Source organism: Luteimonas sp. A649 (assembly GCF_054072735.1).
In genome coordinates this window covers 223859-249714 of record NZ_JBSVRQ010000002.1, presented here as the reverse complement: position 1 = coordinate 249714, position 25856 = coordinate 223859, and the positions used below count along the sequence as shown (strand labels likewise).

The following is a 25856-nucleotide window of genomic DNA, read 5'->3' as shown; positions in this document are numbered from 1 at the left end:
GTGCCGGCGGCCGCGGCGACGTTCGATTCCGCCGGCCGCGACGACACCCGGGGCGCACGCCGCCACCTTCAGCCATCGATCCCGATGGAGGAAGGACATGCGCCCACGACCCTGCCAGCCCGGACGGCTCGCGCTGCTGGCCGTGTTCTCGCTCGCATGCGTGGCCACCGCGGCCTACGCCTTTGCCTATCTGTACATGGCGTTCCGGCAGGGCGATCCGTTCGCGGAAAACTTCGCGGTCTCCGGCCGGGATGTCCCCGCCCACTTCTTCGGCGCGGGACTGGCGCTGCTGCTCGTACCGCTGCAGCTCTCCGATGCGGTCCGCCAGCGCTGGCCGGCCCTGCACCGCATCGGCGGCCTGCTGTCGGCCTTCGCCATCCTGGTCGGCGGCGTCTCCGGCCTGTCGCTGGCACAACACGCCCAGGGCGGGTGGCCCAGCCGCATCGGCTTCAGCCTGCTCTCGGTGCTGTGGTTGGGCACGACCGCCAACGGCATCCGGTTGGCGATCATGGGCGAGCTCGCGCGGCACCGCCGCTGGATGGCCTACAGCATCGCGTTGACCTCGGCGGCCGTGACCCTGCGGGTGATCCTCGCGGTCGGGGGCGGAATGCTGCAGCTGCCCTTCATGCCGGTCTACATCACCGCCGCCTGGGCCAGCTGGCTGTTCAACCTGTCGGTCTGTGCATGGCTGCTGCGCGCGCCGCGTCCGCGCTGCCTCAGCGCGATGGCGGAGCCGCGGCCGGCGCCGCCTGGCGACGCCGGTAGCCGCTGGGCGTTTCGCCGATGATCCGCTTGAAGGCGGTGTTGAAGGTCGACTTGGAGGTGAATCCGGCGTCGTAGGCGATCTCGAGGATGCTGCGCGCATCCTTCGCGTCTGCAAGGCAGGCCCGCACTGCATCGATGCGATGGCGATTCACGTAGTCCCAGAAGTTGCCGCCAAAGCGGCGGTTGATCACCGTCGACACCAAATATTCCGGATAGCCGCTGCGGCGCGCGAGCTGAGCGATGGTGAGGGCGGGTTCGCGGAACATCGCCTGCTCGGACATCAGCGCCGACAGCCGCGCTTCCACGGCGTCGAAGCGGGGATCATCGAGCGCGCTATCCGCTGCCGGCGCGTCGGGGCCAGCCGGCGCGGCGTCATCCGCCTGCGCCACCACCACCGGCGGCTGGCCCTGCGAGAACCAGCCCACCACGCACACCCAGGCGGCGACCGCGACGTAGATCAGGCGGTAGTCGACGAAGGGCAGCCCCAGCTGCCAGTGGGCCATGGCGATGCCCCAGATCGCGAACTGGCAGCCCGCCATCACGGCAAGCCAGCGCAACGACAGGCGGTCGGCGTCCGCGCGGCGCGTGCGCAGCCACGCACGGTACCGGCGTATCTCGAGCACTGCCGCCGCGAGATAGGCGAAGGCCACGCCGAACAGCAGCGGATCGAACCAGCCTGCGTCCCAGGAGCCGTCGACCGGCAGCGGATCGCCCGAAAGCCAACGCCAGGCCGCCCAGGACAGCACCAGCAGGAACCATCCACCGTGGACCAGCGCGCGGACGCCAGGCGCACGGCCTACGGTCAATGAACGCACGTAGACGAAGAACAGCGGCGCGTACACGAACGGTAACAGCCGCGCGACGCCGAACGCGGGGGCGAAGCCGGCGCCGGGTGAGGCCATGTGCAGCGCCTTGACCGCGAGGTCGGCGGCGACGATGGCCAGCCAGGCCGACAGCACCCGGTTGGCCGGTGCGTTCGCAGGCCTGCGCCACAAGGCGACGGCGAGCATCGCCGCCTGCACGGCGCCGACGGCATAGAGGGCGATCCAGAGCCTCATCGCGGTGGCGACGACCTTGTTCCCGTGAGCCCGAAGGGTAACCGCACGCCCACGAAAAAGCCCGGCCGGGGCCGGGCTTCATCGATCGATCGCGCATGGCACTCAGGCCGCGAACAGCGCCTTCATCTTCTTCAGCGCGTTGGCCTCGACCTGGCGGATGCGCTCGGCGGAGACGCCGTACTCGTCGGCCAGTTCCTGCAACGTGACCTTGCTGTCGGCGTCGAGCCAGCGCCGCTGGACGATGTCGCGCGAGCGCGCATCCAGGGTCGCCAGCCCCTCGCGCAGCAGCTCGAGCTGGCTGGACTCGCTGTCCTCGCGCTCGTAGGCCTGCGACGGGTCCTCGGCGTGCGACTTCAGGTAGGCGGCCGGCGCCGGCGGGGCGCGCTCGTCGTCCTCGTCGGCGGACAGGTCGAAGCCGATGTCGCGGCCGGACAGGCGCGACTCCATCTCCACCACCTCGCGCTCGGAGACGTTGAGGTCCTTGGCCACCGCGCTGACCTCGGCGGCATTGAGCCAGCCCAGGCGCTTCTTGCTGCGGCGCAGGTTGAAGAACAGCTTGCGCTGCGCCTTGGTGGTGGCGACCTTGACGATGCGCCAGTTCTTGATGATGTACTCGTGCATCTCGGCGCGGATCCAGTGCACCGCGAACGAGACCAGGCGCACGCCGACGTCCGGGTCGAAGCGCTTCACGGCCTTCATCAGGCCGATGTTGCCTTCCTGGATGAGGTCGCCCAGCGGCAGGCCGTAGCCGTTGTAACCGCGGGCCACGTGGACCACGAAGCGCAGGTGCGACATCACCAGGTCGCGCGCGGCGCCGAGGTCCTCTTCTTCGAGGAAACGGCGGGCGAGCGCCTGCTCTTCTTCCACGGTGAGCACGGGGATCTGGTGCACGGCGCCGATATAGGCATCCAGCGAGCCGAGCGCGCTGGGGACCGGCAGATTGTTCGGGATGAGCGCAGTAGCGGTATTTGCTGTCATGGCGTCGATTTTAGCAGTGGCCTGTTAAGACTGCTAAACGACCAAAGAGTTCATTAAGTTCCATCAACAGGACAATCTTCGTTCATGTTTATGGATTGGACCGAATATGCATTCAATATACGGCCCCCCACCCCGGCCGCAAACGGCCGGGGTGGGGGTCGTTGCTTCAAAGGCCGCCGCCAGGGTCGACCTCCCGGTACAGGATCGTACTGATGTCCATCTGTGGCGGCAGGCTGCAGCTGAAGTTGATCGTGCCACCGGTGGAGCCCTTGTGGACATTGTCCCAGGTCAGCCAGACCGTGCCGCTCGACGGCACGACCGCAGTGCCCTCGGTGAAGACCAGATTGTCCGCGGTGCCGGCCACCAGCTGGCAGTTGACCGTGGTTGCTGGAAGGTTGGCGAGCATGGCCAACCGCACGCTGACCGTGGCGCCACCCGGCGGCGCGGCGGCGTCGGTCGGCAGCGCACAGGACACGAAGATATTGGTCGTGCCCTCGTTGCCGATGCCGATCGGGCGCTTGCGCAGGGTGATGTCGTAGACGGGCAACGGCGCTTCGCACACCGCACTGGCGCTGACGCGCTGGACGCGCTCGGTGGCGGCGCTGCTGTCGGGGGCATGCAGCATCGCGCCGAGCGCGAGCGCGCAGGTCGCCATTGCGGGCATGCGGCTGTGGAAAGGCTTGTTCATGCGTCGGTTCTCCATGGGGCGACGGGTCACAGCCGGCCGCCGGTGTCGGTCTGGGTGTAGGTGATGGTTTCCATCACCACCCCGGGCGGCAGGTTGCAGCTGAAGGCATACGTGCCGGACGTGCTCCACTTGTTGATGTCGTTCCAGTCCATGACGACGCGACCGTTCGCCGCAAGGGCTCGTTCCTCGGGTACATAGAACACCTGGGCGCCCCTGGTTCCCGACACCATGGTGCAGCTGATCGTGGCCGCTTCGCCGAAGGTTGCGAACGAGACCCGCACCGAACCCGTGTTGGACTGTCCCGCGGAATCCGTCGGCAGGGTGCAGGAGACGAACACGGGGCGGTCGCTTTCGTTCTGGACCGCGACCGGCCGCTTCCGCAGGTGGACGTTGAAGACCGGCAGCGGCGCTTCGCAGACGCTGGTGGCGGAAAGATTGATGGTGCGCTGGGTCGCGGCGTCGGCAGCCGGCGAGTGCACGGCCATCGACAGGCACACGCACGCGCCGGCAGCAACCAGGGCGCGATGGACGGGGCTTGCGATCATGGGAGTCTCCAGGGATGGAAGGCAGGCAGGGACACGTCAGATGCCACCGGCGCTGTCCGCTTCAGTGGCAAGGATGTGGGTGATCTGGACGCCGGGCGGCAGCGAACACATGAAGGCGAACAGACCGTCCGGACTCCCCTTGTCAAGGGATGACCAGGTGAACCAGGTGTTGGAATTGGGCCCCACCGAGCGGCTGCGAATGTCTTGCACGGGCGCGTCGGCGGTCCCCGTGACGAGGGTGCACGTGACCGAAGCGTTCGCCGGGGCGGACGAAGCCACGTGGATCTCGATCCATGCGCTGCCGACATCGCCCACCGGGTCGCTGGGCATGGCGCAGTTGACGAAGACGTTCTGGTTCCCGACGTTGGCCACCATCAGTGGCGACTTGCGCAGGTAGGCGTCGTAGACGGGCAGCGGCGCCTCGCAGACGCCGGCCGGGCGGGTGTAGCGGGCGCGCTGGTTGGCCGCGTCGGCGTCCGTGGCCTGCAGCCCGGCCACCAGGCCAAGGACGCAGGCGGCCGCCAGCACGGGCGGCATCGTGGCATTGCTCATACAGCTGTTCTCCTCGCAGGGTTGCGGACGCGCCGTCAGGCCGCCCTCACCTCACAGATCGAAGAAAACTTCCGGTTCCCGCCACCCCCGCGAAAAAATTCAGCGGACGCGCGCGCCCGCAGCCCACCGGTACAGGGCCAGGTCGGCGGCGTGATGGCGTTCGATGCGCTGCAACAGGCCCGGTTCGATCCCGTACCCGGCCTCCCCGCAGTCCGGGTTCACCAGCGCGGCGGCCACCACGGCGTCGCAGCCCAGCATGCGGACCAGCCGTTCCAGGTCGGCCTCGTAGCGCTCGGTGATGCCGATGAAGTCGAAGCGCGCGGGGTCGAAGCCCCACAGGTATTGGCGGTAGGCGTTGCACATCTCCGGGCCGAGCGCGAAACGCTCGAACGACCACTCCTCGCGCAGCATCCGGTTGCGCAGCGGCTGCGCCGGGTCGCCGCCGTCATAGTCACGGCGCCAGTACGCGTAATGCGAGGCCAGCCGCTGCACCGGGTCGCGCAGCCAGGTGATGTAGCGCGCCGGCCGCCGCCCCAGCGCGATGCGGTATTTCAGCGCCAGGAAGTGCCCGTGGATGCAGGTCACGTCCGCCCCCAGCCGGCCGCGCAGCGCCAGTCCTCCGCGCACCGCGTCACGCCGCCGCCGCCAGGCGTCGTACTGCATGGGAAGGTCCGCGTAATCGGGCCGGTAGCCCTCGCCGTTCGCGGCGCGCAGGGTCTCTGCGAAGCTCGTCCCCGCGGTCTTTGGCAAATGCAGCGACACCACCACCGGCGGCGCCGTCATGCGGCCTCCATCGCGGACCGCGGCGGCAGGGTCCAGTCGACGGGCGCGCTGCCGTTGCGCACCAGGTACTGGTTGGCCGCGGAGAAATGCCCGCATCCGAGGAATCCCCGGTGCGCCGACAGCGGCGACGGGTGCGTGCTGCGCAGCACGCGGTGGCGACGCGCATCGATCACCTTGCCCTTGGCCTGCGCATAGGCGCCCCAGAGCATGAACACCAGGCCTTCGCGCTCGCGGCCCAGCACATCGACCACGTGGTCGGTGAAACCCTCCCAGCCCTGGCGCTGGTGTGAACCCGGGCGCCCCTCTTCGACGGTGAGCACGGCGTTGAGCAACAGCACGCCACGCTGCGCCCAGGGCAGCAGGCAGCCGTGGTCGGGGCGGGCGGTCCCGAGGTCGCGCTGGATCTCCTTGAAGATGTTGTCCAGTGACGGCGGCACGCGCACGCCCGGCCGCACCGAGAACGCCAGGCCATGCGCCTGGCCGGCGCCGTGGTAGGGATCCTGGCCAAGCACGACCACGCGGACGTCGTCGAAAGGCGTGGCATCGAACGCGGCGAAGATGTCAGGCCCCGGCGGGAAGATGCGCGCGCCAGAAGCACGGCGCCCGCGCAGGAAGGCCGACAGCGCACGCATGTCGTCGCGCTCGAACCAGTCGCCCACGCGTGCCTTCCATGCCGGCTCCATGCGGAGCTCGCCCGCTGCACTCATGTACCGAACACCCTGGACTCGGGCGCACGGGCCAGGCGCAGCTGGAACAGGGTCTTGGTGACCAGCAGGCGCTCTTCGATGGGCTTGAGCACGAGGTCGTTGGCCCCCTCGCGCAGCAGTGCGGCCTGGTTGGCCGGGTTGGCGTCACCGGTCATCACCAGCACCGGCAGGCGGCGCTTGGAGTACCCGAACTCCCCGCGGATGGCGCGCAGCAGGTCGCCGCCGTCAAGCTCGCCCTTGAGGTAGACATCGGTGAGCACGAGATCGACGCCCGGGATGTCGCCCGCCTCGCGGCGCGCATGCAGGAACTCGAGCGCGGCCTCCACGCTGACCACGTGCTCGACGTGCATCTGCTGCGCCTTGAGCATGCGCGAGGTCGCCAGCGCCACGGTGCGGCTGTCCTCGACGTACAGCACGCGCACGCCGGGGATCGGCGCGGGCTGCACATAGCCGCGGATGAATTCCGCCAGTGCATGGTGGCCATGCGACTTGTCGAAATAGTCGGTGATGTCGTCGCTGAAGTGGCGCCCTTCCAGGTGCTCCTGTGCGTTCCCGGACACCACCACCACGGGCACGTAGCGCTGGCTGGCCGCGGCGCGCACGGCTTCGGCCAGCTGCTGGCCGTCACCGTCGGGAAGCACGAGCGAGGTGGTGGCGAGATCGATGGGCGCGGCCGCGAGCGCGGCATGCGCCTCTGCCAGGCCGGCACAGGCCACCACCTCGGCACCGGGCAGCTCACTCTTCAACACGTCACCGATCAGCTTGCGCACCAGGCGCGAACCGTCGACGACCATGATCCTCGGCGCGGTGCCATCCAGGTGCCGGATGTCGTTGGGTTCCGCCATGCGCTCAGGTGTCCGTGGGCCGGGTCTGGCGCAGGAAGTGGCCGGTGACCGCGCCGGCACCGAGCCAGCCGAGCACGGTGGCGCATGCGATGACCGCCAGCACCTCGCGCGGCGCGAAACCCGTGAGTGCGAAACTGCTGCCATAGCTGGTGGCGAGTTCCGCCAGCGGCGTGCCCAGGGCCGCGCCGGCAACGGTGAGCAGTCCCAGTGCCAGCGCACCGGCGCCGAGCCCGTACCAGGCCCCGAGATAGAGGAAGGGACGGCGGATGAAACCGTCGCTGGCGCCCAGCAGCTGCAGCACGCCCAGCTCGTCGCGCCGCGACTGGATGTCCAGGCGGACCGTGTTGCCGACCACGAGCAGCGCGCCCAGGCCGAGCAGCGCCGCGAGCACCCAGGCGACGCGGCCTCCGAAGCGCAGCCAGTTGTCCAGGCGCTCGCGCCAGGCGGCGTCATGCTGCACCAGCTCCGCCTCGGGCAGGGTGCGCAAGGACTCGACCAGCAGCGCCTCGTCGCCCGCCGGCGTCACCACCAGCACGTGCGGCAGCGGGTTCTCGCCCAGCGCGTCGATGGCCTCGTCCAGGCCGCTGCGCGCGCGCAGTTCTTCCAGGCCCTGCTCGGGCGTGCGGTGCTCGACCCGGCCGATGTCGGCGCGCCCGTCGAGCGAGGCAGCGAGTTCCGCCACGCGCGACGCTACCGTGTCCTGCTTGAGGAAGATGCTCAGCTGGCGCGAGGACTGCACGTCGCCGGCGAAGCGTTCGACATTGGCCAGCACCAGCCACAGCCCCAGCGGCAGCGCCAGCGCCACCGCCATCACGCCGATGGTCAGGGCGGTGGATCCCGGCTTGCGCAGCAGCCGGCCGAGGCTCGCCACGATGCTGTAGGCGTGGTGGTCCAGCCAGGCGCCGGGCCGGGACCGGGCAGGCACGCGGCTGCGTGCGATGGGCTCATTCATCGGCCAGGTCCTCGGGCGCGATGTCGTCGGCCAGGCGGCCGTGGTCGAGCACCAGCACGCGCTTCTTCATGCGCTTGACCAGGCCCAGGTCGTGGCTGGCAACCAACACGCTGGTGCCCTGCTCGGGCAGCGATGCGAACAGCGCCATGATCTCGGCGGCAAGGGTGGGGTCGAGGTTGCCGGTGGGTTCGTCGGCCACCAGCAGCCGCGGCTCGGCCACCACGGCCCGCGCGATGCCGACGCGCTGCTGCTCGCCCGCGGAGAGCTCGCCCGGCAGTGCGTTGCCGCGCGCGCCCAGGCCCAGGCGCTCGAGCACGGGCCGCACCCGGCGCCCGGCGTCGCCGCGGCGCATGCCGCGCAGCACCAGCGGCAGGGCGACGTTGTCGTGCACGCTGCGGTCGGCCAGCAGGCGGTGGTCCTGGAACACGACGCCGACCTCGCGCCGGTGCAGCGCCACCCGGCCGCCACGGACCTTGAGCAGGTTGCGTTCGCCAAACAGCACCGCGCCGCGGCTGGGCCGTTCGGACAGGTGGATCAGCCTGAGCAGGGTGCTTTTGCCGGCGCCGGAATGGCCGGTGACGAACAGCATTTCGCCGGCCTCGACGTTGAAGCTGACGTCCTCAAGCGCGACGTGCCCGCCCGGGTATTGCTTGCAGACGTTGTCGAAGCGCAGGACGGGCGGCATGGCGGGACTCATGTCGTGGAGAACGTGAGTATCGCCTGCCCGCCGGATTTGTGGGAGCGGCCATGGCCGCGATCGCCGCTATAGCGGCTCCCACAAGAGCGGCTGCCACGGGGAAGTCGGCAGCAGCCGCATGTGATCAGTGCTGCGAACGCGGTGCGCGCGTGACCAGCTTGCGCAGCCCCTGGCCGATGCGGCCAAGCAGCGATGGCGCCTGTTCCGAAGCCGATGCAGCGGGCTGGCCGGCAACCTGCTGCGACCGCGGCTGTGCGCCCTGCGGCTTGGCGGCGGCCTGCGCCTTGTCCTGCTGCTTCGCGCGCGGCGCGCGTGGCGAGGCGGGCGTGTCGGCGCCGTTGCCCTGCTCGGCCCCCTGCGCCTGCCGGTCTTCACCGATACGGCGGCCACCGCGACGGCGGCGACGCTTGCGCGGCCCACGCTCGCCTTCGGCGCCCGCGATGGCATCGTCCGTGCCGGCGGCGGCCGGCGTGGCCGCGATCGGCGCAGCGTCGCTGTTCACTGCTGCAACGGGCGCAACGGCGGCGTCTTCGTCCGCGCGGGGCGCACGCGGCTTGCGCGGGGCCCGTTCACGGCGTGCCTCGCCCTCGCTGCGCGGTCCAGGCGAACGACCGCCGCCTTCGCGACGGCCACCGCCACGACGGGCATCGTCGGCGGCGCGCTGCTCGCGCGCCTCGCGGAAGATCTCGCTGACGCTCTCGCCCGCTTCGGGCTCGAGCTCGACGCCTTCGCGCGGCTTGCGCGGCAGCGCGGTCAGGAGCTCGGCGGACACCGGCTCGGACGGGATCTTCTGCTCGATGAAGGCCTCGATGTCCGGCAGGCCGATCGCGTAGCGCTCGCAGGCGAAGCTGATCGCGTCGCCCTCTTCACCAAGCCGCGCGGTGCGGCCGATGCGGTGCACGTAGTCCTCGGCATCGAAGGGCAGGTCGTAGTTGTAGACGTACTTCACGCCATCGATGTGCAGGCCGCGGGCGGCGACGTCGGTGGCGACCAGGATCTCGAGCTGGCCGGCCTGGAACTTCTTCAGCAGCGACTCGCGCTTCTTCTGCGGCACGTCGCCCGAAAGCACGCCCACGCGGTAGCCGGCGCGCTCCAGAGCACGGGCCACGCGCTCCACGAACACCTTGGTGTTCACGAACACCATCGTGCGGGCACCCTCGCCGCGCGAGAGCAGGCCCAGCAGCAGCGGCAGCTTCTCTTCGTCGGAGGGGTAATAAAGCTTCTGGCGCACGAGCGCGGCGGTGATGGTCTCGGTCTCGACCACCATTTTCTGCGGCTCGTTCATGTGCTCGTAGGCGAGCTCCAGCACGCGGTGGCTCAAGGTGGCCGAGAACAGCAGCGTCTGGCGCTCGGTGCGCACCGGCATGCGGCGCAGCAGGAAGCGGATGTCCTTGATGAAGCCGAGGTCGAACATGCGGTCGGCCTCGTCCAGCACGCAGATCTCGCAGGCGTGCAGGCTGACCACCTTGTGCTGCTTGACGTAGTCGATCAGGCGGCCGGGGGTGGCGATGATGACGTCCACGCCCTCCTGCAGCAGCTGGCGCTGCTTGTCGTAGTCGACGCCGCCGTAGACCAGCGCGAAGCGCAGGCCCAGCTCCGGGCCGAACTTCACCGCATCCTTGTGGATCTGGATCGCGAGTTCGCGGGTGGGCGCCAGGATCAGCGCGCGCGGGTCCTCGGGCTTGCGGTCGGCCAGCGCCGGACGCGTCAGGAGGCGGTTCATCACCGCCACCAGGAAGGCCAGCGTCTTGCCCGTGCCGGTCTGTGCCTGGCCGGCGACATCGCCCCCGGGCAACGCGACCGGGAGGGTCAGCGCCTGGATCGGCGTGAGGCGCGTGAAGCCTGCGGTCTCGAGGCCGGCCTGCAGCCGCGGATGGAGATCGAAGGAAGAAAAGGTGACGTCGGTAAGTGGTTTGTCGGTCATTCGTCGGAAGTCTGCGCGGCGTGGCGCGCTTGCGTGGAAGGCGGCAGCCAAGCAGACTGCCGTGGTGATGGCGCGGCGGCTTGCCCGCTCGAAGCTCGCCCCCTCCGACGGGACAGCCCCTTGAATCGGCCGCGAATCGCCCAAGTTTAGCAGCTACCGCGGCCGCCAACCGCCCGTCCTTCGGGCCGGCCCGGACGCCCCCCACGCAGGAGATCCCCGTGAGCCAAGACGTCATCCACGCCAGCGACGCCGATTTCGACGCCACCGTCCTCGCCTCCGAGGAGCCGGTGCTGGTCGACTTCTGGGCGCCCTGGTGCGGCCCGTGCAAGATGATCGCCCCCGCCCTGGACGAGCTCGCAGGCGAATATGCCGGCCGCGCCAAGATCGTGAAGATCGACATCGACCAGAACCGCGCCACCGCCATGAAGTACCACGTGCGCTCGATCCCGATGCTGCTGCTGTTCAAGGGCGGCCAGGTCCAGGCCACCCAGATCGGCGCCGTCGGCAAGCCGGCCCTGGCCCAGATGATCGACAAGGCCCTCTGACGGCCCGACTGGCGAGCGCCTCCGGGCGAGTCCTGCGCGCCGCATCCCGCGTGCAGGAGCAGCTGCAGCTGCGACCCGTGCAGCTGCAACCCGTGCAGCCTGCGCTCCGCCATGCCGCGCTCCAGGCCCGGTCCCAGCCGTAGATGCTCCTACACAGTGCGTGCACCGGCTTGCCGTAGGCTGTCGGGAGTGCTAGCTTCAACCGTGCCCCGGCGCGCTCCAGTGACGCCGCACCTTCTGCAACAACCCCACCAGTCCATTCCCAGGCCGCCCTTCCAGGGCGCTCGCAGCAAGCGAGGTTCCGCACTTGTCAGACAATCCTTCCGATCCCGGCGACACCGCCGTGAAGCGCGTGCGCAAGCCGCGCGCCACCAAGGCCGCCGCCCAGGGCGAGGCCCCCACCACGGGTAAGGCCGACGCGCCTGCCACGGCTCCGGTCCAGGCCGAGCTCAAGGTCGATGCCCCGGCGAAGCCCGCAGCACCGGCACCCGGCGACGCCGCGGCCCCGGCGCAGCCAAAGCAACCCCAGCAGCCCCAACAGCAACAGTCGCAGTCGCCGCAACAGCCGCAGCAGGGCCAGCAGTCTGACTCCGCCGGGCAGTCCAGCGGTGACGACGGCAATGACGGGCACAAGGGCGGCCAGCGCCAGGGCGGCCAGCATTCGCAGGACCAGCAGCAAGGTCAGGGCAACCGCCGCGAGCGCTTCCGCAACCGCCGCGACCGCGAGCAGCGCCCCCGTGGCGACCGCCCACGCGACGACGGCCTGCCGACCGACAACAACGACCAGGCCAACCGCCTGCCGCCTCCGAACATCCCGGAAGGCTTCCCGCAGTACTCGCTGTCCGACCTGAAGCGCATGCCCGCGCAGAAGCTCATGGACATCGCCGAGCAGCTGAACATCCACGAGGGCGTGGCCCGCGCGCGCAAGCAGGACGTGATCTTCGCCCTGCTGAAGGTGCTGACCCGCCACGGCGAAGGCGTCGTCGCCGACGGCGTGCTCGAGATCCTGCCCGACGGCTTCGGCTTCCTGCGTGCCGCCGAGGCCAGCTACCTGGCCGGCCCGGACGACACCTACATCTCGCCCAGCCAGATCCGCCGTTTCAACCTGCGCACCGGCGACCACCTGTCGGGCCGCATCCGCTGGCCGAAGGACGGCGAGCGTTACTTCGCGCTCAACGTCGTCGACACCATCAACGGCGAGCCGCTGGAAGCGAGCAAGGGCAAGGTCCTGTTCGAGAACCTGACGCCGCTGTTCCCGCGCAAGAAGTTCAAGCTCGAGCGCGGCGATGGCAGCAGCGAGGACATCGCCGGCCGCATCCTCGATCTGATGGCCCCGCAGGGCAAGGGCCAGCGCGCCCTGATCGTGTCGCCGCCCAAGGCCGGCAAGACGATGATGATGCAGCAGATCGCCAGCGCCATCACCTACAACCATCCCGACGTGCACATGATCGTGCTGCTCATCGACGAGCGGCCCGAGGAAGTGACCGAGATGCAGCGCAGCGTGCGCGGCGAAGTGATCAGCTCGACCTTCGACGAGCCGGCCGCGCGCCACGTGCAGGTCGCCGAGATGGTGATCGAGCGCGCCAAGCGCCTGGTCGAGCACAAGAAGGACGTGGTGATCCTGCTCGACTCGATCACCCGCCTGGCGCGTGCCTACAACAACGTGGTGCCGAGCTCCGGCAAGGTGCTGACCGGTGGCGTCGACGCCAACGCCATGCACCGCCCGAAGCGTTTCTTCGGCGCCGCGCGCAACGTCGAGGAAGGCGGCTCGCTGACCATCATCGCCACCGCACTGGTCGACACCGGCAGCGCGATGGACAAGGTGATCTACGAGGAGTTCAAGGGCACCGGCAACTCGGAAGTGCACCTGGACCGCCGCATCACCGAGAAGCGCGTCTACCCGGCGATCAACGTCAACCAGTCGGGCACCCGCCGCGAGGACTACCTCATCGAGCCGGAGCTGCTGCAGAAGATCTGGATCCTACGCAAGCTGCTGCATCCGATGGACGAGATCGCGGCGATGGAGTTCCTGCTCGACAAGATGAAGACCACCAAGTCCAACGACGAGTTCTTCTCTTCGATGAGGCGCTGACCTCCGGGTCAACGGACGAAAAAGCCCCGCACTCGCGGGGCTTTTTTCTTGGGCGCGCCAGTTGCAGGCGCGGTGAATGCTCAGCCTTCGCCCAGCGGCGTCAGCAGCTTCAGTCCCTTGCCTTCCTGGTAGATGCGGCCGGCAACCAGGGCGTCGGGGCTCTGGTCGGGCCCAAGCTCGCCCCTGCTCCACGGCGCCTTCTGCCTCGGGCCGGGAATGTAGGCCTGCCACTCGCCATAGGTGGCCACCTTCGCGCCCTTGATCTGGTATTCCACCGGCACGCGCAGGGACCAGTAGTCGCGGCCCGCGTCGTCGCCGGTGGTGGGGATATCGAAGCTCCACTTGCGTGCCGCGGCGAGCGCCGGGCGTATCAGCGTCTGGCGCATCTGCTCCATCTGGCGCTCGCCGGCCACGATCCGCAGGTTGACCTGCTCGGCGAACACGTCGGATACCTTGCCTTCGCGGTCGATCCGCAGCACGAGATACACCGTGCCCATCAAGCCCGCCGCCAGCGCACTGCCCGGATACGAGGGTGGCTGCATCCGCACCGAGCGGACATTGTCCGTGTCCGCGGCCATCCGGCGCTCCTCGGAGCTCAACGCGTCGTATCCGAAGTGCCCGCTGCGGATGGTGACCTGGAAGCCGTCCTCGCCGTGGGGCGTGGCCACCACGCGAAGGCTCATCCTTGCCTGTGCCCGCACGATGTCGCCATCGACGACGACCGGGTTGAAGACCCATGAAGGAGCGGACTTCTCGATCAGCTCAATGACCGCCTCCGGGAGCTTGTCCCGACGATCCACTTCCCAGGTCGACACGCGGCCATCGGGCTCGATCACCACCATGCCGGTGACGAGCATGCTCGCCTCCATCTGCTTGCGCACTGCCGCCGGTCCGTTCGCCAGCGCGACACCTGTCGCAAGCAGCGCCAGCGCCAGCACGACACTGGCCAACATCCTGTTCATCATGTTCGGCTCCCTGTCGACTCCCGCCTGATCATAGCGACATGCGGGGCGACCGCGCTCAGATCTCCGTGCCCAACACGCCGCTGCGCAACTTGAAGACGGAGTCCAGCGATCGGATGTCGTCGCTAGCCAGCGCCGCAAGCTCGGAGGGCAGCGCCGGCGGACTCTCTGCGCGCCAGGGCGCCACGCGCACCGGCCCCGGCGTGAACCTGGGCGTGCGGCTGCCGACCAGGTACTCGACCGGCACCCGGACGGTGTCCTCGACCGGAACGCCGTCGACGCTTTCCCGCGTTCCGAAGCGCCAGCGCCAGGCCACGTCGATGCTCGCCGCCTCGAACATGTCCGCGTACGTTTGGGCATGGCGCGGCTTCACGTGCCTGCTGAGGCTGGTCTGCTCCACCGCGACGTCCAGCACATCGCCATCGCCGTCCACGCGCATGACGAGGATGACCCGCGCTTCGATGGAGCTGCGCAGCGCGTCGACCGGATAGCGGGGATGCGCCTTCTCGACACTGCCCTCGGGCGCGCCGAAGGCCACGTCCTTGATCCGCAGCGCCAGCCCACCATCACTTCTCTCGCGGGCATCCAGCACCAGCAACACGCCCGTCTCCGCCGTGACCGCACGACCATCGATGACGACAGGTTCAAACGTCCAGCTGCGAACGTTCGCATCCACCGCGTTCGAGATCACCGCCGGCAGGTCCCGGCTGGGCCGGTAATCCACCACTTGGCCATCGGGGCCGATCTCGATCCGGCCTTTGATGCGCACTTCGTGCACCTTGCCCGAGGGCGTGAGGGCCGCGGCCGCAAGCGGCAGCAACAGCAGGAAGAGAGCCAATACAGACACCCACCGCTTGCGCATTCCCATCCCCGGTCCCCGATCCGGGGCCAGCTTATTGCATCGTCGTCACGGGTACACCCCAATGACGCCGGCCAGCCCTATACGCAATACTCGGCCCCTTCATGCCAATCGCTGGGGTAGTCATGGGCAAGACCTGGTTCCGTGCGTCGATCGCCGCCGCCGTCATCCTGGCCTGGAGCGCCTCGGCCGACGCCAGCCTGTACGGGCGCGACGGCTTCTCCGGCAATCCCGGCACCAACAACGGCGCCAACTGCAGCGCCTGCCACGCGCCCGGCGCCGCGACCCCGACGGTGACGATCAGCGGCCCGCAGGTCCTCGATGCCGGCACGATCGCCGACTACACGGTGACCATCACCGGCGGCCCCGGCGCCACCGGCGGCCTTGGTGTGTCGGCCTCGGGCGGCGTGGGCAGCTTCCAGGCCGTCGGCAAGGACGTGCACGTGGTGGGCGGCGAACTCTCGCATACGCAGCCGAAGGCCTTCGCCGGCGGCGCGGTCAGCTTCAACTTCCGCTGGCAGGCGCCCGGCCACAACGGCCCCGTGACCCTGTACGCGGCCGGCAACTCCAGCAACGGCCTCCTCAACCTGCTCGGCGACGGCATCGGGACCCGGCAGCTTACGGTCACCGTGCAGAACGGCGACCCGGAGCCGCCGCCGCCGCCGCCGCCGCCGCCGGCCGACGCATCGCTGGAGCCGTTCGTGAGCGGACTCACGCAACCTGTGGTCATCACCCATGCCGGCGACACGCGGCTGTTCGTCGCCGAGCAGCCCGGCCGCATCCGGGTGATCGACGCGGGCGTGGTCTTGCCCGTGCCCTTCCTCGACATCCGCGACCGCGTGGACGCCAGCGGCAACGAACAGGGCCTGCTTGGACTGGCCTTCCACCCCGACTACGCCGACAACGGCTACGTCTACGTCAACTACACCCGGGATCCGCCCGGCAGCGGCCTGGACCGCACGCGCATCTCGCGCTTCACGGCGGCCCCGAATTCCAACGTGGCCGATCCCGGCTCCGAACTGGTGTTGATGGAGTTCGAACAGCCCTACGCCAACCACAACGGCGGCGACATCCAGTTCGGTCCCGACGGCTACCTGTACATCGCCTCGGGCGACGGCGGCAGCGGTGGCGATCCGCAGAACAACGCCCAGAACCCCAACCGGCTGCTCGGCAAGCTGCTGCGCATCGATGTCGACGGCGGCGGCAGCGCGCCCGACTGCAACCTGGCGTCCGGCCAGCACTACGGTATCCCCGCGGACAACGCCTACACGGACGGCACCGGCGGCGCGGGCTGCGACGAGATCCACGGCCTCGGCCTGCGCAACCCCTGGCGCATCGCCTTCGACGCGGTCACCGGCGACCTGTGGATCGCCGACGTCGGCCAGAACGCCCACGAGGAAATCAACTTCGTGCCGGCGGGGACCGCGGCCGGCCTCAACTTCGGCTGGCGCTGCTACGAGGGCAACCAGGTCTACAACGGCGCGGGCTGCAACGGTGCCTACTTCGCGCCGCTCATCACCACCACCCACGCCGCGGGCAACTGCTCGATCACCGGCGGACGCGCGTATCGCGGCAGCGCATCGCCGTCGCTGGCCGGACGCTACTTCTTCACCGATTACTGCAACACGGCGATCCGCACGATCACCTTCGACAACGGCCAGCCGCGGGTGGAGACCCCGATCCCGGCCGGCGCGATCAGCCAGCCGGTCGCCTTCGGCGAGGACGTGTTCGGCGAGCTGTACGTGTCCAGCCTCACCGGCGCGATCTATCGCGTCGTCGGCACGGGCGACACCGGGGAGTCGCAGATCAACACGCTCAGCGGGCAGTGCCTGCACGCGCCGGGCACCGCGGCCGGCACCGGCCTGCTGGCCTGGCCCTGCACCGGCGAACCCGGCCAACGCTGGGTGCTGCGCGGCGACGGTTCGCTGTTCAACCCCGGCGCGGACCGCTGCGCCGACGTCGCCATTGCAGCAGGCGTGCGCGGCACTGCCGCGGTGCGCCTGGCCGACTGCAACGGCCAGCCGTCGCAGCGCTTCGTACCGACATCCGACAACGAACTGCGCGGTGCCGCCGGCCAGTGCATGGACCATTCGAGCAGCATGCGCCGCGTGGTGCAGATGTCGGCCTGCAACGGCGCGGGCTCCCAGGCCTGGATCTTCTCGCCCGCGATGACGCCGCCGGACGACAACGACCAGGGCGACCGCGGCCGGCTGCGCTCCCCGGGACCGACCCGGGGCCGCTGAGGCCGGCGCGCGCCGGCCTCAGCTCCGGTCGCGCAGGAACCGCGCCATCGACACCCCGGTCGGCGCCGGCGCGAACTCGGCGGCAACGTCGATGAAGCCGCGCATCACCGCGACTTCGCGCGGGGTGCGGTTGAGGGCGTCGCGCAGGTCCGGATCGCAGCCGGCGCGCAGCAGGTGCCGGGCCAGGCGCAGCAGGCCGTGCAGGGCGGTCAGGTGCAGCGGGCCGAAACCACGTGGGTCCTGGGCGTCCAGGCGCGTGTCTTCATCAAGCAGGCGGTCGACGGCCGAGAGCACCACGTCCTCGTCGCAGGCGGTGCCCGGTTCGGCGCGCGCGCCCAGCAGCAGCAGCAGCGGGGTCACACCGCCGGCGGCGACGGCATCGGGCTCGGCGCCGGCCAGCAGCAGGGTGTCGAACAGGGCGAGCAGGCGGGGGCGGTCGCGCGCGGTGAAGCCGTAGAGCGCGGCGCAGTGCAGCGGCGTGAGGCCCTGTGCATCGGCGGCCTGCACGTTCGCACCCGCGGTGAGCAGGCGCGCGCAGATGTCGGGCATGCCGAGCGCGGCGGCAAGCATGAGCACGGTGACATCGCCCGGCAGGCGCTGTTCCAGCGCGGCGCCGGTGGCGAGCAGGCGTTCGACGATCGCGCCGTGGCGCATGCTCACCGCGGCCGAGAGCGGCGTGGCGCCGGTGTGCGCCGCGCGCTGTGCGTCCGCGCCGCGCTCGAGCAGGAGTTCGAGGGTGTCGGCATGGCCACCGCCCGCGGCGCGCAACAGGGCGGTGCAGCCCTTGTCGTCGGCGGCATCGACCGGGAAGCCGAGTTCGAGGAGGCGGCGCACCGCGCCGGTGTCGCCGACCATGGCCGCGGCCGGGAGGTCACCGGCTTGGAGCGGGCGCTTGGGCAGCGCCCAGCCGTTCCAGTCGAGCCAGTCGGCGAGATCGCGGCGGCCAGCGGACAGGGCCACGCCCAGCGGCGTCTGGCCATCGGCGGCGCGCACGTCGGGCGAGGCACCGCCCTTGACCAGCAGCTTCAGCGCCGGCTCGCGAGCGAGGGCGGCCGCCAGGTGCAGGGCGGCCATGCCATGGCCGTCGCGGCGATCGAGGTCGACGCCATCGGCGACCAGGCGCTCGAGCAGGCGCATCCAGCCCAGGCGCACGGCCAGCGCCGCGGCGGGATCGCCGCCCGGCGAAGACGCGAACACGTCGGCGCCGCGTTCGATGAGTTCCAGCGCGAACTGCTCGAGGCCACGCGCGGCCTGGTCTTCGCGCACGCAGGCCTCGAGGAAGCGCGCCAGGCCGCCGGCCCCCGCCGGCGAGGCGCCACCGCGCAGCAGCGCCTGCGCCGCGGGCAGCGCGGCGGTGCCGCGACCGAGCAGCTGCATCAGCGCGCTGTCGCCGTCGTCCTCGCGCACGTCCGCATCGGCGCCGTTGAGCAGCAGCCATTCAATGCGTGCGGGCGTCGGCGGGGCATCGGCGGGCAGCAGCAGGCCACCGAGTTCGGCCGCGGTCACCAGCTGCGCCAGCGGCTCGAGGCCTTCGAAGCGGCCGTCCCCGAGCTGTTCGCGCAACACGTCCAGCGGCGCGCGGTCGGTCGGCACGTCGCTGTCGCCACCGAGCACGCTGGCCGGCAGCGGATGCGCGGGATCGAGCGCGGCCACCATCGCCCAGCGGCCGCCGGAGGCGGCATGGTCGACGGGCCGCTTGCCCACGGCGTCCTCGATCGCGGCATCGACACCCAGCTCCATCAGGCGCGCCGCCAGCGGCGCGCTGCCCGATGCGCTGAGCCCGGCCAGGTGCATGGCGTTGCGTCCCTCGGCGTCGAGCACGTGGACGTCCACGCGTTCGGCCAGCAGTTCAAGCGCGGCGAGATGCCCCCCAAAGGCGGCTTCATGCAGCGGCGCACGGCCGTGGGCATCGCGGGCATCGGCGTCGGCGCGGGCGTCGAGCAGCGCCGCCATGATCTCGGCATGGCCGGCCAGCGCGGCCTCGTGCAGGGCGCTGCGTCCACGCGCGTCGCGTGCGTCGACCTTCGCCTTGTGACGCAGCAGCAGCGCCACGCCGGCGACGTCGTCGTCATCGCCACCCGCGGCCGCCAGCAGCGGCGGCGAGCCGCCTTCGGGCTCGGTGCGTGCGCCGCGCTCGAGCAGGAAGCGGGCCAGGCGCCAGTTGCCGCAGCCGCAGGCGATGCCCAGCGGAGTCAGGCCGTCGGCGTTGCGGGCATCGAGTTCGGCGGCGGCATCGCGCAGCAGCGCGGCGACGCCCGGATCGGAGCTGCGTGCGGCGTGGTGCAGCGGGGTGTTGCCATCGCGGTCGGCCGCGCGCGGATCGGCGCCGTTGGCGAGCAGGGTCATCACGGCTTCGGGGCGGCCGTGCCAGCTGTCGCGGGTCGCGGCCAGCAGCGGCGTCAGTCCGGCATGGGCGTGGTTGAGATCGACGCCGCTGGCGATCAGCGCGCGCAGCAGGCGCAGGTCGGGCAGCACGGCGGCCAGCACCGCCAGGGCGCGCTGGTCGCGGCTTTCGGCATCGGGCAGCGCGTGCGGATCGGCGCCGTCCTCGAGCAGGGCCAGCGCGCGCTCGACGCGTCCACCCCGCGCTGCGGCGTACAGCGCCGCGGTGGCGTCGCCATCGGTCTCTTCAACGGCGGCCGGCAACGCCGGCTCCGGCATGTCGACCACTTCGATCATGGCCTGCGACAGCGGCGTGCGCAGCACCGCCAGGTGCAGCAGCGGCCATGCCACGGCTGCCAGTGCCGCCAGCGCCCAGCGCGCGCCGCCGGAGACCAGGCCGGGCCAGGCCAGTGCCAGCGCGAGTGCCAGGATGGCGGCAATGGCCAGGGCCGCGCCCAGGCCACGCCAGCTCGAGCCGTCGTAATCGTCCAGCGCGCGCCAGTGGCCTGCCAGGCCCTGGCCGCCGGCACCCTCGACCAGCTGCCACAGCGGCCACAGCCGCCACAGCGCGATCACGCCAAGGCCTGCGGTGGCACTGAGCGCAAGCACCGATCCCAACGAGGCACCGCGGCTTTCCAGCAGCGTGGACAGTGGCCAGCCCACCAGCAGCGCGGTGGCGGCCATGGCTGCGGCCCACAGCGCAGCCAGCGCCAGCAGCTCGCGGCGCAGACCGGGGCCCGCAGGCAGCGCAGCGCCACGGACCGCGCGCAATCCAAGCGCGAACGCCGGCTGCGCCACCCAGACAGCCAGGGCCGCGACCCCGGCCTCCGGGAGCCCGGCCAGCAAGGACAGCGCGACGCCGATGACGACGGGCATCCAGCGCTTCATGGGCGGAGTCTTCACGGACGGGGACTCAGGCATCGGTGCCCCAGTCCTCGGTCAGCGGGTCGAGGTCGGCCCGCGGCGGCATCTGCAGGTGGAAGCCGCGGGCGACGAGGTTCGTGCGGACCACGTCGGCGTCCTCGCGGGCGAGGCGGCGGCCGGGTGTGAGCGCGACCTCGAGCACGAAGCGCAGCTCGCCGAGCTCGCCGCGGACCGGATCGGGGATGCGGCCGAAGTCGTCGCGGCCGGCGAGGTAGACGTAGGTATCGGCCTTTCGAAGGCTCTTGTAGACGAAGGCTTGCATCTGCTGGTCCGGCGTGTGGGCGCACGCGTGCAGAGGGAAGCATAAAGCAAGCGCGCCGCGCCGCCGCGCACCGACGGGCGCGGGGTGGCGGGAATGTTCATTGGTAGCCTGCGTCGGCCTGGATCTTGCCGCGGAATACCGAGTACGACCACGCCGTGTAGCCGAGGATGATCGGCAGCAGGATGACCAGCCCCACCAGGGTGAAACCCTGCGAGGACGGCGGCGAGGCTGCATCCCAGATGCTCAGCGAGGGCGGGATGATGTTGGGCCAGATGCCCACCGCCAGGCCGATGAAGCCGAGCACGAAGAAGCTCAGCGTGAGCAGGAACGGACTGGCGTCGCGGCCCTCGCGCATCGCCGCGACCCAGAGCGCGACGGCATTGGCCAGGGCCAGCAGCGGCACCGGCGCCAGCCACCAGAAGTTGCCGCTTTCGAACCAGCGCGCCATCACCTGCGAATCCAGGAACGGCAACCAGGCGCTGACCAGGCCCATGAAAGCCACCACCACCAGCACCAGCGGCCGGGTGAGCGTGCGCGCCACCTTCTGCAGCGGCCCTTCGGTCTTGAGGATCAGCCAGCCGGCGCCGAGCAGCGCGTAGCCGAACACCACGGCGACGCCGGTCAGCATCGAGAACGGGCTGAACCAGTCGAAGGCGCCGCCGAGGTACTTGCCCTCCTCCAGCGGCATGCCTTCCACCAGCGCGCCCAGGATCAGGCCCTGCGCGAACGCCGCCACCATCGAACCGAGCGCGAACGCGCCGCCCCAGAACCGCCGCGCGCGCCGCGCCTTGAAGCGGAACTCGAAGGCCACGCCGCGGAAGATCAGCGCGATCAGCATCACCAGCACCGGCAGGTAGAGCGCCGACAGCAACACCGCATAGGCCTTGGGGAACGCGGCCAGCAGCGCGGTACCGCCGAGCACCAGCCAGGTCTCGTTGCCGTCCCAGATCGGCGCGGCGGTGTTCATCATGTTGTCGAGCTGGCCGCTGTCTTCGGCGAAGGGCGCGAGGATGCCCAGCCCGAGCACGAAGCCATCCAGCAGCACGTACATCAGCACGCCGAAGCCGATCACGAAGTACCAGGCCACCGGCAGCCAGGTCGCAGCGTCCATCACGGGCCCTCCGTCTGCATGTCGTCGCGATCGCCGACCGACAGCGGGCGCGCCGGGGTCTTGTCGCCGCCCTCGGTATCGGGCGCGTCCTCGTGCCGCTGCGGGCCCTTGCGCGCAAGGCCGATGAGATACCAGATGCCGGCGCCGAAGATCACGGCATAGGCGACGGCATACGTGGCCAGCGACGTCATCACGGCCGCGGCGGAGATGTTGGGGCTGAGCGCTTCGCTGGTGCGCATCAGGCCGTAGACGACCCAGGGCTGGCGGCCGATCTCGACCACGTACCAGCCCGCGAGCAGGGCCACGAAGCCCGCGGGACTGAGCAGTCGCCAGCCGTTGAGCAGCCACTTCGATTCGAACAGCCAGCCGCGCCACCAGGCCCAGGCCGAGGCCAGCGCGAGCAGCAGCATCGCCATGCCCAGCCCGACCATGACCCGGAAGCCCCAGAACACCGGCGCGATCGGCGGACGCTCGGTGGCCGGCACGGCGGTCAGCGGCTCGATCTCGCCGTCCCAGCTGTGGGTGAGGATCAGGCTGCCAAGGCGCGGGATCGCCAGCTCGTAGCGGTTGCTTTCAGTCGCCTCGTCCGGCCAGGCGAACAGCACCAGCGGCACGCCGGCGCCCGGCTCGGCGTGTTCCCAGTGCCCCTCCATCGCCGCCAGCTTCACCGGCTGGTGCTCGCCGACGTTGAGCCCGTGCAGGTCGCCCACCAATACCTGCAGCGGCAGCGCGATGGCGGCGAACGCGACCGCCAGCTTCAGCGACCTGCGGCCCGCCTCGACGTGCACGCCGCGGCGCAGGTACCAGGCGCTGACGCCGCCGATCACCATGCAGGTGGTGATGAACGCGGCCAGCACCATGTGCGCGAGCCGGTACGGGAAGGACGGATTGAAGATGATTGCCCACCAGTCGACGGGGTGGAACATGCCGTCGACGATCTCGTGGCCCTGCGGCGTCTGCATCCAGCTGTTGGCGGCGAGGATCCAGAAGGTCGAGAACAGCGTGCCCAGCGCGACCATGCAGGTGGAGAAGAAGTGCAGCTTCGGCGACACCCGGTTCCAGCCGAACAGCATCACGCCCAGGAAGCTGGCCTCGAGGAAGAACGCGGTCAGCACCTCGTACGCCAGCAGCGGGCCGAGGATGGCACCGGCGCGCTCGGACAGCGCCGCCCAGTTGGTGCCGAACTGGAAGCTCATCACGATCCCCGACACCACGCCCATGCCGAACGAGATCGCGAAGATCCGGAGCCAGAAGAAATAGAGGTCGCGCCACATGGCGTCGCGGGTGCGCAGCCAGCGCCATTCCAGGAAGGCCAGCCAGTGCGCCAGGCCGATGGTGAAGGCGGGAAACAGGATGTGGAAGGTGATCACGAAACCGAACTGGATCCGCGACAACAGCAGTGCGTCCACATCCTTCTCCGCGACACGGGCCGGGGTGCCGCGAATGCGCATTGTGCGCCGGCCGCGCGCGCGCGCTGTTCAGGCGGCGTGAAACGCGGGCATGACCACCGGCCCGGGAGCGGCCTTGCACCCGGCTGATACGCTGGCGCGTCAACCGTCCCCGGGGATCCCTGCACCATGCGCCAATGCTTCGTCGTCCCGCTCCTGTCGTTCTCCCTGCTGCTGGCCATCGCGCCGGCGTCCGATGCCGCGGCGCAGCCCGTGCAGGCCCTCGACCTGCACCAGGTCATGGCCGACCCGGACTGGATCGGCCCCCCGGTGGAAGGCATGTGGTGGGCCTGGGACGGCGGCACCGCGTACTACGTGGCCAAGCGCCGCGGCAGCAACGTGCGCGACACGTTCGCGCAACCGATCGTCGGCGGTGATGCGACCCGGGTCGACGGCGCCGACCGCGCCGGCATCGATGCAGCCAACCCGGTCTACGACGCCAACCGCGCGCGCATGGCCTTCCTGCGCAGCGGCGATGTCTTCCTGCGCGACCTGCGCAGCGGCGCGCTGACCCAGCTGACCCGCACCGAGGCCGGTGAATCGCAGCTGCAATGGGGCCGCGACGGCTCGCTGTCCTGGCGCAGCGGCAACGACTGGTTCCGCTGGACCGCGGGCAGCGGCGTCGGCCAGGCCGCGAGCCTGAAGGCCGAGGACGCGCCGGGCACGCCGCCCAAGGCGGACGACCTGCGCGAACGCCAGCTGCGCTACATCGAGACCCTCCGTACCGAGCGCGACCGTCGCGATGAGCTGCGCACCCAGGCCGAGGCCTGGCGCAGCGCCGACCCGAGCCGCACGCCGGCACCCGCCTTCCTCGGCAAGGACGTGGAGCTGCAGGGCAGCGCGCTGTCGCCCGACGGCCGCTGGCTGTTCGCCGTCACCCAGGCCAAGGGCGCCGATGCCGGCCAGACCGGCAAGATGCCCAAGTACGTCACCGAATCCGGCTACGAGGAGTTCGAGGACGTGCGCACCCGCGTCGGCCGCAACGATCCGGTGCCGCAGTCGTTCTGGCTGGTGTCGGTGGCCGATGGCTCGGTGCGCGAGCTCAAGACGGACGCGCTTCCCGGGATCACGCAGGATCCGCTGGCCGCGCTGCGCAAGGCCGCCGGCAAGGACGCGCTGAAGGGCAACCGCGCCGTGCGCATCGAAGGCTGGGGTGGCGACGTCTCCTCGGGCGCACGATGGAGCGACGACGGCGACGCACTCGCGCTGATGCTGCACTCGGTCGACAACAAGGACCGCTGGCTGGCGACCGTGGACCTGGCGCAGGCCACGCTGCAGCCGGTGCACCGCCTGACCGACGACGCCTGGATCAACTGGGGCTTCAACGAGTTCGGCTGGATGCCCGACGGACGCAGCCTGTGGTTCATGTCGGAGGAGTCGGGCTGGTCGCACCTGTACGTCACGACGGGCAGCCGCGCGCGCGCGCTCACCTCGGGCCGCTGGGAGGCTTCGCAGCCGGTGCTGGCCGCCGATGGCCAGGGCTTCTGGTTCCTGTGCAATCGCGCGCGTCCCGGTGACTACGAGGTCTGCCACGTCGGCGCCAACGGCGGCGAGGTGCGCGAGCTGACCGCGCTTCATGGCGTTGAGGACTTCGTCGCCTCGCCCGATGGCAGCCGCGTGCTGGTGCGCCACTCGACCAGCTACGTGCCGCCGCAGCTGTCCGTGGTCGACGCCGCCGGCGGCAGTGCGCGCCAGCTGACCGACACCCGCACCGCGGAGTTCAAGGCGCGCGAGTGGATCCAGCCCGAGACCGTGCAGGTGCCTTCGAAGCACGGCGCCGGCACCATCTGGGGCAAGTACTACGGCCCCGCCACGATGGAGCCCGGCCGCGAGTACCCGATCGTGCTGTTCGTGCACGGCGCGGGCTACCTGCAGAACGTCAGCGACCGCTACCCGAACTACTTCCGCGAACAGATGTTCCACAACATGCTGGTGCAGCAGGGCTACATCGTGCTGGACCTGGATTTCCGCGCATCCGAAGGCTACGGCCGCGACTGGCGCACGGCGATCTACCGGCAGATGGGACATCCGGAGCTGGAGGACTACCTGGATGGCATCGACTGGCTGGTGGAACAGCGACAGGGCAAGCGCGACCGCGTCGGCATCTACGGCGGCAGCTACGGCGGCTTCATGACCTTCATGGCGCTGTTCCGCGAGCCCGGCACTTTCAAGGCCGGCGCCGCGCTGCGGCCGGTGACCGACTGGTCGCAGTACAACCACGGCTACACCGCCAACATCCTCAACACCCCGGAGATCGATCCCGAGGCCTACGCGAAGTCTTCGCCGATGGAATACGCCGAAGGCCTGCAGGACCACCTGCTGATCGCGCACGGCATGATCGACGACAACGTGTTCTACAAGGACTCGGTGATGCTCGCGCAGCGCCTGATCGAGCTGCGCAAGGACAAGTGGGAGCTGGCCAGCTATCCGCTGGAGCGCCACGGCTTCGTGCATCCGGATTCCTGGTACGACGAATACCGGCGGATCCATGAGCTGTTCGAGCGGGTGCTGAAAGCCCCCTGAGGGAGCCTGGT

General features: G+C 70.3%; 22 protein-coding genes. 5 read left to right on the top strand and 17 right to left on the bottom strand.

The genetic code is table 11. The features are described 5' to 3' along the window. Window positions 1–97: 97 nt before the first annotated feature. Window positions 98–787 carry a DUF2306 domain-containing protein gene (locus ACW5E8_RS10630; RefSeq protein ID WP_456965498.1) on the top strand — a complete coding sequence of 230 codons (690 nt, stop codon included), beginning with the start codon at window positions 98–100 and terminating at the stop codon, window positions 785–787. Here the strand turns inward: ACW5E8_RS10630 and ACW5E8_RS10625 are convergent. The 11 genes from ACW5E8_RS10625 to rhlB form a co-directional block, all read right to left on the bottom strand. Beyond that, on the bottom strand, window positions 717–1823 hold the full coding sequence (locus ACW5E8_RS10625; protein ID WP_456965497.1) for a helix-turn-helix domain-containing protein: 1107 nt from the start codon (window positions 1821–1823) through the stop codon (window positions 717–719). The genes ACW5E8_RS10630 and ACW5E8_RS10625 overlap by 71 nt on opposite strands. A gap of 102 nt (window positions 1824–1925) precedes the next feature. Further along, a complete protein-coding gene (rpoH, locus tag ACW5E8_RS10620) occupies window positions 1926–2801 on the bottom strand; it encodes an RNA polymerase sigma factor RpoH (RefSeq protein WP_456965496.1) in 876 nt (291 codons plus the stop codon). Window positions 2802–2967: 166 nt separating this feature from the next. Further along, window positions 2968–3489, bottom strand: coding sequence for a hypothetical protein (locus tag ACW5E8_RS10615; protein ID WP_456965495.1), 522 nt, complete (start codon window positions 3487–3489; stop codon window positions 2968–2970). 26 nt (window positions 3490–3515) lie between these two features. Next, a complete protein-coding gene (locus ACW5E8_RS10610; RefSeq protein ID WP_456965494.1) occupies window positions 3516–4034 on the bottom strand; it encodes a hypothetical protein in 519 nt (172 codons plus the stop codon). A 36-nt stretch (window positions 4035–4070) separates the two neighbouring features. Next, on the bottom strand, window positions 4071–4586 hold the full coding sequence (locus ACW5E8_RS10605; RefSeq protein WP_456965493.1) for a hypothetical protein: 516 nt from the start codon (window positions 4584–4586) through the stop codon (window positions 4071–4073). A 99-nt stretch (window positions 4587–4685) separates the two neighbouring features. Then, a complete protein-coding gene (locus ACW5E8_RS10600) occupies window positions 4686–5369 on the bottom strand; it encodes a hypothetical protein (RefSeq protein ID WP_456965492.1) in 684 nt (227 codons plus the stop codon). After that, window positions 5366–6076, bottom strand: a complete 711-nt coding sequence (ung, locus tag ACW5E8_RS10595; RefSeq protein WP_456965491.1) for a uracil-DNA glycosylase — start codon at window positions 6074–6076, stop codon at window positions 5366–5368. Before ung ends, ACW5E8_RS10600 begins: the two co-directional genes overlap by 4 nt. Beyond that, window positions 6073–6921 (bottom strand): response regulator, encoded by an 849-nt coding sequence (locus tag ACW5E8_RS10590; RefSeq protein WP_456965490.1) that lies wholly within the window; start codon window positions 6919–6921, stop codon window positions 6073–6075. The genes ung and ACW5E8_RS10590 overlap by 4 nt, the downstream gene beginning before the upstream one ends. A 4-nt stretch (window positions 6922–6925) precedes the next feature. Beyond that, complete coding sequence (ftsX, locus tag ACW5E8_RS10585; RefSeq protein ID WP_456965489.1) at window positions 6926–7873, bottom strand: permease-like cell division protein FtsX; 948 nt, start codon at window positions 7871–7873, stop codon at window positions 6926–6928. After that, window positions 7866–8558 (bottom strand): cell division ATP-binding protein FtsE, encoded by a 693-nt coding sequence (ftsE, locus tag ACW5E8_RS10580; RefSeq protein WP_456965488.1) that lies wholly within the window; start codon window positions 8556–8558, stop codon window positions 7866–7868. The genes ftsX and ftsE overlap by 8 nt, the downstream gene beginning before the upstream one ends. A gap of 136 nt (window positions 8559–8694) precedes the next feature. Next, a complete protein-coding gene (gene rhlB, locus ACW5E8_RS10575; RefSeq protein WP_456965487.1) occupies window positions 8695–10494 on the bottom strand; it encodes an ATP-dependent RNA helicase RhlB in 1800 nt (599 codons plus the stop codon). 218 nt (window positions 10495–10712) lie between these two features. Between rhlB and trxA the strand changes: the two genes are divergently transcribed. Together trxA and rho are read left to right on the top strand one after the other, a co-directional pair. Beyond that, a complete protein-coding gene (gene trxA / locus ACW5E8_RS10570) occupies window positions 10713–11039 on the top strand; it encodes a thioredoxin (RefSeq protein WP_456965486.1) in 327 nt (108 codons plus the stop codon). Between the two features lie 307 nt (window positions 11040–11346). Next, a complete protein-coding gene (gene rho / locus ACW5E8_RS10565; protein WP_456965485.1) occupies window positions 11347–13131 on the top strand; it encodes a transcription termination factor Rho in 1785 nt (594 codons plus the stop codon). 80 nt (window positions 13132–13211) lie between these two features. Here the strand turns inward: rho and ACW5E8_RS10560 are convergent, their stop codons facing one another. Both ACW5E8_RS10560 and ACW5E8_RS10555 read right to left on the bottom strand, forming a co-directional pair. After that, a complete protein-coding gene (locus tag ACW5E8_RS10560) occupies window positions 13212–14093 on the bottom strand; it encodes an energy transducer TonB (RefSeq protein WP_456965484.1) in 882 nt (293 codons plus the stop codon). Window positions 14094–14151: 58 nt separating this feature from the next. Continuing rightward, on the bottom strand, window positions 14152–14961 hold the full coding sequence (locus tag ACW5E8_RS10555) for a hypothetical protein (protein ID WP_456965483.1): 810 nt from the start codon (window positions 14959–14961) through the stop codon (window positions 14152–14154). Between the two features lie 116 nt (window positions 14962–15077). Here ACW5E8_RS10555 and ACW5E8_RS10550 point away from each other — a divergent pair, with 116 nt between their 5' ends. After that, a complete protein-coding gene (locus ACW5E8_RS10550; RefSeq protein ID WP_456965482.1) occupies window positions 15078–17195 on the top strand; it encodes a PQQ-dependent sugar dehydrogenase in 2118 nt (705 codons plus the stop codon). 18 nt (window positions 17196–17213) lie between these two features. On the opposite strand, the gene ACW5E8_RS10545 is transcribed toward ACW5E8_RS10550, so the two are convergent. The 4 genes from ACW5E8_RS10545 to ACW5E8_RS10530 all read right to left on the bottom strand — a co-directional run bounded on the left by ACW5E8_RS10545 (window position 17214) and on the right by ACW5E8_RS10530 (window position 23283). Beyond that, complete coding sequence (locus ACW5E8_RS10545; protein WP_456965739.1) at window positions 17214–20261, bottom strand: ankyrin repeat domain-containing protein; 3048 nt, start codon at window positions 20259–20261, stop codon at window positions 17214–17216. A gap of 229 nt (window positions 20262–20490) precedes the next feature. After that, entirely contained in the window at window positions 20491–20763 is a 273-nt protein-coding gene (locus ACW5E8_RS10540) for a YcgL domain-containing protein (protein ID WP_456965481.1), read from the bottom strand. Between the two features lie 97 nt (window positions 20764–20860). Next, the gene (gene cydB, locus ACW5E8_RS10535) at window positions 20861–21874 is read right to left on the bottom strand and encodes a cytochrome d ubiquinol oxidase subunit II (RefSeq protein WP_456965480.1); all 1014 of its coding nucleotides are present in this window, start codon (window positions 21872–21874) and stop codon (window positions 20861–20863) included. Continuing rightward, entirely contained in the window at window positions 21874–23283 is a 1410-nt protein-coding gene (locus ACW5E8_RS10530) for a cytochrome ubiquinol oxidase subunit I (RefSeq protein ID WP_456965479.1), read from the bottom strand. The genes cydB and ACW5E8_RS10530 overlap by 1 nt, the downstream gene beginning before the upstream one ends. A gap of 168 nt (window positions 23284–23451) precedes the next feature. Here ACW5E8_RS10530 and ACW5E8_RS10525 point away from each other — a divergent pair, with 168 nt between their 5' ends. After that, window positions 23452–25845, top strand: coding sequence for a S9 family peptidase (locus tag ACW5E8_RS10525; protein ID WP_456965478.1), 2394 nt, complete (start codon window positions 23452–23454; stop codon window positions 25843–25845). Window positions 25846–25856: the final 11 nt, after the last annotated feature.